The 10,702-nt window shown below is 50.3% G+C and carries 1 pseudogene; it reads right to left on the bottom strand.

From position 1 onward, the window contains the following. Positions 1 to 10,694, bottom strand: a pseudogene (locus tag HZF10_RS17500) (hypothetical protein); the annotation flags it as partial. Between the last annotated feature and the right edge of the window lie 8 nt (positions 10,695 to 10,702).

Genomic DNA, 10,702 nt, shown 5'->3' with positions numbered 1-10,702 from the left:
CGCTCCTTCTGCAGCATCCCGAAAGGATAGTAATCGCTGTAGCTGATGATGTCGGCATTGAACGCCGCCCCGACGCCTTCGGAGTCTCCCGAGAATCGGATTTTCTTGTCGTTGATCACCACGAGCACGTCGCCCAAATGGTTCGACAATTCGTAACGCTTGTCGCCGGCCACGTTGTAATAATCGGCCAGTACCGAAACACCCGGCGGATAGAACGTGCTGTCGGTCGCATCGAGGTAATCCGGGATGCTGTCGCCGTCGGCATTCGGTGATACGCCCGTATTCGGGTTGAAATCGTTGTCGCTGTTGTCGGTCTCTTCCCATGTCGGGTAACCGTCGTTGTCGTCATCGGCATCGAGATAGTTCGGGATCGCATCCCCGTCCGTATCCAAGGTCGCTCCCGTGGCCGGATTGCCGTCACCATCTGGATTGACGCCTTCGTAAACCGTCCATACCGCATCCCCGTCGTCGTCCGGATCGAGGTAGTTCGGCGTGCCGTCACCGTCGGTATCGTCGTCGGCCAGGTCATTGTTCGCATTGACGTTCTCGAAGATGTCGTAGATGCCGTCGTGATCGGAATCAAACAAGCACGGACCGAGTACTTTGACCACCGCAGGACTTACCGCCATCGCGTTGGTATCTCCGGTTTCGGTACTTGGGATCGGGCTGACGGTGCTGCTGCTTCCGAAATCGAAAGAAGTATGAACCGCCGCATTCGCACCGAAGCTGTAATTGAACCAGCAAATGTCGAACGTTCCAGGCCCGAGTTGCGATTGGGTCGCGCCGGCCGTAGACGAAGACGAGTTCGTAGTGGCCTGGCTTGCGGAAGCGACGGTATTGTTCAGCACAAACTGCCCGGTCGTTGCCGCGGTTCTGGTAAAGTTGACCTGCATGCCCACGTCGTTCATCTGCGCCTGTGTGATCGAGGCCGAAGTCGTATACGTGAACTTGTTCTTGCCGAAAGTATTGTCGTTGAATCGCCATTGCTCGTTGTAAGCGATGATTTTAGGCGAATACGTGTAATTTCCTGCAGTTCCCGATTTCACCGCGTACACTTCCTGACCCGTCAATTTGTTGCGCGTTTCGTTCGATGGGATGTAATTCACCACCCTCACATCGCTCATGTTTTTACCTGTCGGCAGTGTCAATCTCAAATACAGAGGCGCCGTGTTCTGGGCCGTCGTCAGGGTTTGGGTGTGATAAATATGGACAGCACCTTGAGGCGTGATCCTCTTGAAATACATTTTCCCTTGTCTGCGTTCAATCCTTAAACGATCGCCTTCGCCAAAGGTGATTCCGGCGCCCGCGGTAACAAGTGCGCCCGCATTGAATGTGAATACATTTCTGAGCGTTTGGTCCGTGGTGTTGAAGTACGCGTAACAATTGTCGTAGAAATCCGCGACTCCATTCGGATTCGTGCTGATTTTCAATCCCATCGTCGTAGCCGAAGCATTGGTCGTATTCTGGTCTGCATCGAGCGTCCGTTCGATATAACCGTCGCCTAACATCACCGGATTATTGGATACGAGTACCATTCCGCTGGCCGTAGTGTTGTTGATCGTATTCGGGAACGTACCATTGGTGATGGTCGCACCGGTCACGGCAGCAATTTGGTTAAAGCCCGTGCCAAAAGAGGTGAACGTATGCGAAACTTCATTTGTCGTCGCCGAACTCTTGTTGGTTACTGTCAGGTTATATATACGCTTGCTGCTCGAGCCTGCAGTCATTGTGAACTCGATGTACATCTCTCCTGTAGACGTGTGGCTTGTCGAGGCGATAGGCGTCGTGCCTGCCGACGTCCTCAACTCGAATGATATCGTTCCTGCGGCGGTATTCCTCACGATGCTGACTTCGTCATTCATGGCATAAAGTGTCCCTCCTGCATTCAGCAAGGTCGATCCTGCATAACAGAATACCCTCGTAGCAGTAGTCTGCACCCAAAAATCTTTAGTCGCCGGATTGTTGTCATCCGCATCGGAAATACCCAATTCCACATTTACACTCGCTGTGGAATTCAACAGCCAGCTGATCCTTCCCGAACCATGCAATCCACTTGCCGAAGATATTTCACCCGAAGCCGCATTGGCATCCGTTTCTTTAACGATATTGGAATTAGTTATACTCGTAGTATTCATATTCGTATAAGACGCCAGGTGCGCACCACTTAAAATGACTACACTTTCGTCATATGTCCTCGATTCATTTTCCTGATCCACATAAATCGCTTTCCCGATAAGGATATCGCCGTTGGCAGCAGCCGGATCGGTCTTGAATTTGGTATCGACCGAATAATCGGCGAACAAGCCTTCCAAAGCGGTATTCTCTTGTTGTTGCCAGGTTGCCGTCGTACCGGTCGCGATATGGAGTGCGTTCAGTACGAGCGATGCGGCATCAACAGGCGTCAGACTTGCGAACGATGCACCTTTGGCCGTTTGGACCGGATTGGCATCGGTAGCGGATGCCACGTCCTTGGCCGCCTGTTTTTTGTTGACTTTGCCTCCGTTTCTCAATTGCGAGGACAAATAGATTTCAGACACGAGGCTGTTGTTGACTTCCATACCCAAACGGCTGCTGCCGTAAATATGGTTCTCGGCTAGGTAGATCTTGCGCATTCCGCCTTGGTCCTTCACGTCGTATACCGCCAGCACGTTGCCTTGTGCATCCCTTGAATAATAAGTGCGGGCGGTTTCCGTCGGTGATGCGATGTTACTGTACTCGATTTTTGCGATGCGGTTTCCGAGTCCGTCGTATTCGAAATCGGTACGCGTATCCTTGATGCTGTTGGCAATGCTTTTGACTTTGCCGTCGACGCGCCATGTTACGGTTAGCCCTTCGGATTTGTCCTGCACCATTTGGCCGATCGCGTCGTAAATGTAGTTATGCGTCGCCGCGTTGGCCGCCGAATACGGCATGCCCGGAATTTCCTGGTCGTCTATATCGTCTGTGGCGAGTGCCGCAGCAGCCGAATCTTTTACGAGTCGGAGCTTGTTGTTCGTATGGAGTCCTTCTGTGTCGCTGTTGTATTTGTACGAGAACGTGTCGAACGTGACCCCGCTATCGTTCGTCCTGCTCATCGAGTACAAGTTTCCGTTCTTGTCGTAAGTATAAGACGATGCATAACTTGAAGTCGCGACATTGTTGACCACTTTGCTCGAAGTCATGCCGTAAATGCGATTGAGCTGGTCGTACTGATATTTATTGACCTGAACAGGAAGGCGATCCTCTCCTACTTTGCGCATAGAAGTCACCATTTTCTTGATGTTCCCGTTATATAGGTTCTGATTTCCCGGCTGGATCGAGGCGTTTCGGCTGTACTTGAGCGGAGCGAAGTTCGAGCTTCCGTCATCCTGGCGGATTGCGCGATAGTCGGCTTCCAGGGCAGGCGTTTGCGAGACCGCGTCGTAGTAATTTAACGAATATCCGAACGCATCCTTGTTGATCGTATTGCCTACACCGTCCTTGCCCATATCGTCTGTCGGGTTCGCCACGTCTTCGCCGTTGACCATCTTAAGCCATCCCTGCAACGTATAGGCATAATCGATTCCCTGTACCTTTTTCTCGCCTATAAGCGTCTTGGCCAAAGGCCCGTGTGGATAATATTGGTAGGCCGCATCCTTTTCCCAAAGCACGCCGTCGCGTGAGGTTTGGACATCGGTAATCCTGTTGTCTGCATCGTAGGCATAGCGGTGTATGAACAAGTCTTTTTTATTCTGCTCGCCGCTCTTGGCAGGCTGGTAAGTGACTTGCTTTACGTTACCGCTGATCAGGTCGTAATCGTAAACGGTACGCTTCAAATGGTCTTCGCAAGGTATAATGACGATCTCGTGGTTCACTTCTTTAAAACAATCTTCGGGAGACTTGATGTGCTTATAATAATTCACCATCTCCTTCACATTGCCGTGGACGTCGTAATTATAAAAAATACCGTTGTCGAACTCCGGTGTCGTCACGAGTTGTTCGTAATACAGGACTCCAGAAACCCTGTTGCGCATGTTCAGGGCATCCGTCGGGGTAATCATGAATTCCGAAGAATAGAATCCGTTCAGGTAGGTCGTTCCCGGAGGGTAAATCTCTGTATAGCCGTCGTAACGGGTAACGGTTACTTGTCTTTTGGTGCTGAACGTGCCGAAGGTATTTATCGGCGTCGTCGATCCGTTCTGCAATAATTTGCCTTCGCCATTGATCGTATAGGCGTTTGCCGCGAAAGTGATTTCGCCTGCTTCGACGATACGGCCCAACTCATCGTATGTCGTATAACTCATCGAGGTATTGCCTTGTTTGGCGTTTTGGGAGGCGATGATGCGCCCCAAAGCGTCGTATGCAAACCTGGATTCGCCCGCATCCGGCGTTTTCTGCCACACGAGCTGGTTAAGTGAATTGTAGCGGTATTGCGTATCGAAATTGTGCTGTGGCAACAGGCCGTTGTCCTCGGCTACGTGGTTCGCGGCAGTGTTCGCATTCCTGTACGTATCGATTCCGCTCGTGTCGGACATACGTTTCACACCTTGAGGCGCCACAGTCTTGATAAGGTTGCCTGCCTGGTCGTAGTAGTACAAGGTGTATTGGTATTCCTTGTCGGCATAAGTCATATCGAATTTTTCGGCAACGGTCTGCATGGCCGCATTGATGTAATCGCGTATGAAAGCGTCACGCAATTGCTGGAGATAAGCCTCATAATTCTCGTTCTGGTAAACTCCGATGATGCTACTTACCATCTCCTGGCATTCATTGACTGCAGGAATGACGATCGTTGGCACAGGCATGCGCGCCGGCGGGCATATCGCATTGGTTTCCTGATAGATCGTATTGATGTAATCGTTCCAGTCTAAGTGTTGTGCCGGTTCGTCATCGCTTCCGGGCTCATTCGTAAGCGTAGTACCCAGATAGGCCACATAGGCATCGACGGCCGCATGCATGCCCGAGTACCCGTAATTGAGGAACGTATTCCCGAATTCGGCCAGTGTAAGGTAATAGTGACTTTCTGTACTCGTAATCGCCAATTGCGGCCTGTCTGTGTAATACTTGTAATCGTCTATCAGGTATTGGAAATTATTCGCGCAAAACTCATCTTCCGACATGACTTCGTCGAGCAGGATATTTTCAATCTTTTGCGAATTCTGCCCGTTGAAATTCAGGTAAGAGATGTATTCTGCATATTTCGGGCCACATTCCTTTGGCGCCACGGTTTGCGGGACACATGGTGTACACAATCCTGCGTTGGGATTCTCGGCCAATATTCCCAGTTCATACAATATCGAACCGCCATTGGCATCCGAATTCAACTGAAGCGTCGTGCCATATCCATAGGTTGACCCGCCGGATGAATACGTGTAAAGGTTGTCAGTGTATTTGAGTCGGGCCTTTACATTCAGTTCCATGGTCTTATCAAGGTCGAGGCTGTATGCCGTATCGCTCCACACCGCCGATTTATGCGCATCCAAACCATCGAGCACCAATGCATAATCATTGATCGGGGAATCGAACATCGTGGTCGACAAAGCGACTTCGCCATCGCCCGTATTGTTGTACATCGTCACCGGGGACGAACCCGACGACGTGTAAGGCGCAGAAGTATTATCGAACGTAAACTCGCGTTGGAAGCCGTTGACCGTATACTCCAGACGCGATAAATCGAAGGCGTTGCCGTAGTATTGGCTCCACGAGAGACGGTTCAGATGACGCTTGTGAAGGCGCACCGTACCCAAACTAGTGGTCGTACTGAACGAAAGCGGGTACATTTGGCCGTTGATCCAAAGTTTGGCGGTATAATCCTGAGCCAAGGTAGAAAATGCCAACGAGTGCTTATCGATATCGATTTCTATATCGAACGCCTGTCCCACCGGTATCGAAATGCCATGGGGTTCCCAAAACAAATCGGTGTAGGTGAACTTATCGTTGGCCGCAATACCGTCGACCATCTTTCGCAACCAGAAATACGGCACAATGTCGGTCTGGGAACCGCAACATGAAAAATTGATGAGCTTTTTGAATGCGCCGTAAAGATACCCTATCGACGCATCCTGGTTCGTGTAAGACAACGTTACGTTCTGGCCCGAGACGGTCGAGATATTCATCCCTTCGAATTGGTTGAAAGTCGACGGTAGCGATGAGAACGAAATCTGGAACTCCATCAATATTTCTGTGCCCCTGACAATTTTGAAGCTGCCCGTACCCATCTTCCAAACCGAAGTCACCGCACCTGCCGGTTCCGAAAAGAAACCGCGCAAAAACCCGTTGGTGTATTCAGGATAGTTGTTCAGCGCGACATCTGCGGTAGAGAACAATACGCCGTCTTGCTGCAGCGCGTTCATCAAATGGACCAAAGCAGTCTTGAAATTATGCTTGCGGTCGCATCCCGGAGATTGGCTGTTGGTGGCACTGTTCGGATCGAGAACCTGCCCGAATTGGTTGCCGCTTACGGTTCCGCATTCGCCTATGGCGGCTTTGGTAACGCCTTTGAGCAATACTTCCTTCAAGTCGGAACTTCCATTGATACTGACCATCGCGATCACCTGGAAACCGTATACCGATGCATTCTGCACCAAGGTCGATGCGGTGGCATCGTAGTACATCTGCTTCAATTCCAAAATGGTCCAACCCGAAGCACCCGGACCATAATTGCTCCAGGTAAGGTTTTGGGCCGTGCCTGAAGTCGGAAGATCGATTTGAAGCATTTGGGCCGAGGTAGTCAATCCGCTGAATCCGAATAAAATACGCTTGCCAGAGTTAGCCGTAGTAAACGTTACGGAAGTAGGTGAACTGAGATTCGTTGAAATCCCTGTCATCGAACGGAACAAATCGAGAGGAAGGCTTTGGCTCAAAGGCTGGGGAGAACTTAGTATGGCGTTTGGCAGATTCGTAAAATAATCCTCGAGGAAAAGATCCATATCCACCAAAAGCGGACAATTACCCGTTTGGGCATATACGGCGTAATCGGTTTGAGCTTCCAACTGAGCCACGGCATCGGCTGTAGACAGAGAAGAATCGTAAAGCACGTCTGAAGGCGGGAAGCGCTTTACTTTTTCAAGGTAAAGATCCGCATTGGCATTATCGCACAATTGGGTAGCCGCACCCGGATTGAACCAGTCCAGTACATCTGAAGCGGCGTCGTAATGACGTATGACATTGGTGATGCTAGGCGATTCGGCAATGCCTATACAGCCGTTATAGCATCCCTGCTTTTTCGCATACAGGTTCATGAAGGTATTCTTGATTTTACCTTTAAGTGCGATATACAGGTTTTTATAAGTATTCCAGAAATTGTTCTTGAGTTTGGCTGTATTGAGTTGCGAAAAATCTACAGTCGTAATCTGGCACGGGTTGATCGAGGTACACATGGTAAGCTTGAAAGCCTCGAGCAACATGGTATTGTTCGCACCGTGGTCTTCGTATTCCTCGGTAAGAGCCTCTATCATGATCGATTTGCGGGCATCGAATTCGTCAGCCGTTTCGAAACCGGCACCCAATTGAAGCGAGAAATAAGGATCTTTTTCATAAATAACGTCGACCGATATACCGGAAGCACTGGCCAGACCGGCATTCATGGCGCTTTCATAGGTAGAAAGGTATTGCAGATAGCCATCGAATTCATCCGAAGTCAAATTCCTGGCGACCGCATCCGACGGTTGCGCATCCAGGGCCGGCAGCATGTCTACCGATTTCGTCTTCGCGCAAAGTTCCCTTGAATATTCGAGGTAGCAGAATTCCGGATGGTATTCCAACAATGACTTTGCAAACGACGGTTTCCAATAAACATTGAGGAAATCGGACACGTTCTTGAGTTGCTCCGGACGGATCGTAGCCGTTTGTGGCCATACCGGTTGGTTAGAAACAAGCGTTGAAGTTATTACTCCGGCAACGACTTCCGGAATATATTGGCCCGGCGTGGTGGATTCCGTGTTGAGCACAACCTCTATCTCTGAAGGTATCCCTTCTTCGTCTCTATACGGTGTTACAGGATATCGCCAGTTGTGATTGGTCGTCGTACCTTGTGAAAACAGTACGCCATCAATATCATTGAAAATACTGAGTTTGTCTGTAATGACTGCCTGATCGGCCACCAGTGTGGTCTCGGCTTTTCCGTACTGGCCGAAAGGCGACAGGTCTGTTATCAGGGAACGTTCGTCCACTTCGCAACCGGCGACAAGAAACGCGGCCACATCCAGGCATGACCTTTCGCATTCGGCATTGCGCAACGACCAATCGTAAATGAACCCGGAAATCATATTGGCGGCAAGACTCACCGTAGCGGTCGGCAAAGCCGGGGTCGCATTGGCCGTGAACGGTTCATCGGTCAAATTGACGGTGAAGGTGTGACCAGGGAACGATTCCTCAAGCTCTGCGATCACGAAAGCTTCCTTGGTTGGAAGCGCGGCCAGGCATTGCTCACAGGTTTGCGGCGTACAATTCCCTGTTACATCCTGAGGAGCAAACGCGTTAGGGTTGATATAACAACCGGCTCCGCTTTCCGAATCCCTGATCTGCTCTATATAATGATCGGCATACTCTTCCAATGCCTGCTGGTCTACCGACAATTCCTTGAAAAGGCTATATTCGCCGGTGACCAGACTGTAAGGCGTGGCCGAAGGAAACTGTTGGGGTGTCATCAACGCAGGCGATGTGCCGAAGTTAGGTGTCCCGATACGAATTCCCGAATCATTGTCCTGGTCTGGGTCCACGTTGAAAATCGTATTCTGGCATTCGTCGATAAGGCTCAGCCTGAGACGGTACACGAACGCGTATTTGTCGTCGCAGAACGCAGGCGTAAACGACGACGGATTGTCTATCCTGTAATCAAAAAAGTGGTTTATCGTTCCGGCCGAGAAAATACTTTTGTCCAAGGTAAGCCTGTCGAGATTGGTCGCGAAATGGCCCGAAGACGACAAGATGTTGTTGTCTGAAGGCGAATCGTGGTCGCCCGGATTGTTGTTGTTCAACAAATCTACCGTAATATCGTGGTGATCGCCGTTTGTGGTTTCGTCCAAAGCCTGTAAGGTAGCCGGCGCATCTCCGGCCATTGCCGTAGCGACGGTTTGTCCCTTAAGGTCGATGTAGCTTAACGTGATCTGCCCGTTCGGATCTACGACTGCCGTCTTCTTATAGAAGGATTCGTGCCCGATATGGTAACCGAATAAGCGGTCGAGCTCTACTTGGCTGGCATCAGGATAGTAATACCTGGTTTCGTGCCTGTTGCCCAATTGGTGGACTTGGCCTACCCCACCCTGGCGCTTGATCCTGCCCGTCCCGTCCGACGTGTATTCGGTTTGGGAAAACGGATAATTGTTCGCCTTCGGGATGTAATCGGAATTCACACTCGTGAACGCGTTGTTTCCGGAGTAATATAGGCTCGCCCCACTATTGTCGATCATTCCTCCTGCCGATATCATACAGACAGACGGGATTTCGGGATTGTCAGGACTCCAATCGAAATCCCGATGCGAATAGGGCAGGTTGGCCATATTACGGTTCAATCTTGAAAAATAGCGCAGGTAATTCTTTCCTTTCAAAGGCACCGGAAGCACCTGGATGACGCCGCGCCCTTCGTTATCATAGATGGTTTCGCCCGCAATGGCCGTATTATCGGTATTTATTTTCGACACCGTTTGCCTGTTGTGCAGGGAGCCGTCGAAATAATTGACCAACTCCTTTTTCTTTCCTTCCTCTGCAAAAGAAGCCGTAAACTGCCAGTTCTTGGCGCGTTCGTGATCGGCTGATATAGAGATCTTGGCCCATTCGGAAACAAATGTTTTCGCTGTTGTTCCCGAACTCCACGGGCCGTAATATACGGGCCATAAATTCTGATTGTTGTATTTGCCGAGCGCACGTACCCTGTAGACGAGGTATCCGGACTGGTAAATCAACGGTATCTCATAAGACAACTCCTTCGTAGTGATACGGGTGTGGCTGGCATCGAAATCGGCATTCGAAAACTTTATCTGTCCCGGATCCATCGGCGTAAAGGCCCCGTTTGTACTCGGTTCACCGAAATTGTCGACCCACGCCCATTCCACCTCATAACCCGTAGCTCCCGGAATGGCCGACCATGACAGCGTAGCTGCAACCGGGGAGGTTTGCGACAACTCGTTGGTATCGTCGTGCAGCGAATGGTTTACCAACGGAAGCGTTTGCGAAAGGGCATAATATCTGGTGCATTTGAATCCGATCTCAAGATCGATATTAGGCTCGACATCGGTAACGGTGCTTGTCGTGGTCAGGGTTGAGATATTGACTACCTGGCATCTCAATCCGTAGCGGTTGGAGATGCGGTGATAGGCCTTATCCACGAAATTCGCTGAATTCTGCGCGGGGTTATACTCCACTTCCATCGTATAGTCGCTGGACGTGGCACTCAAGGAACCGGTAGAGGTGTAGAGCCAAATCTTAAGCGTTATCGTGGTTTTCGCATAGGTATAATTACCCATATCGCTGTTCGCGCTAAGCTGTATATAAGCCTCTTCGCCTACAGATGTGTGATTCGCCAGTCCTATTTCGGAATCTTTCACTTCGAAATAACTCGCCTCTGCTGTCGGATCAGCCACATACGCGTCGTACAACGCCTTGATAGCGATACCTTGCTTTAACTGCTTTTCGTGGAAGCTGTTCTCCTGTGCTTGCGAAATACCGCAGGCCAACAGGGCGATCCCTGCGCAAAAAAATGAAAACCTACTCAAAAAACGTTGTGATACTCTCCCCATGATACACG

The sequence above is a fragment of the Flavobacterium agri genome, assembly GCF_013401995.1.
GTDB lineage: Bacteria > Bacteroidota > Bacteroidia > Flavobacteriales > Flavobacteriaceae > Flavobacterium > Flavobacterium agri.
This window is presented reverse-complemented; position numbering and strand designations above follow the sequence as displayed.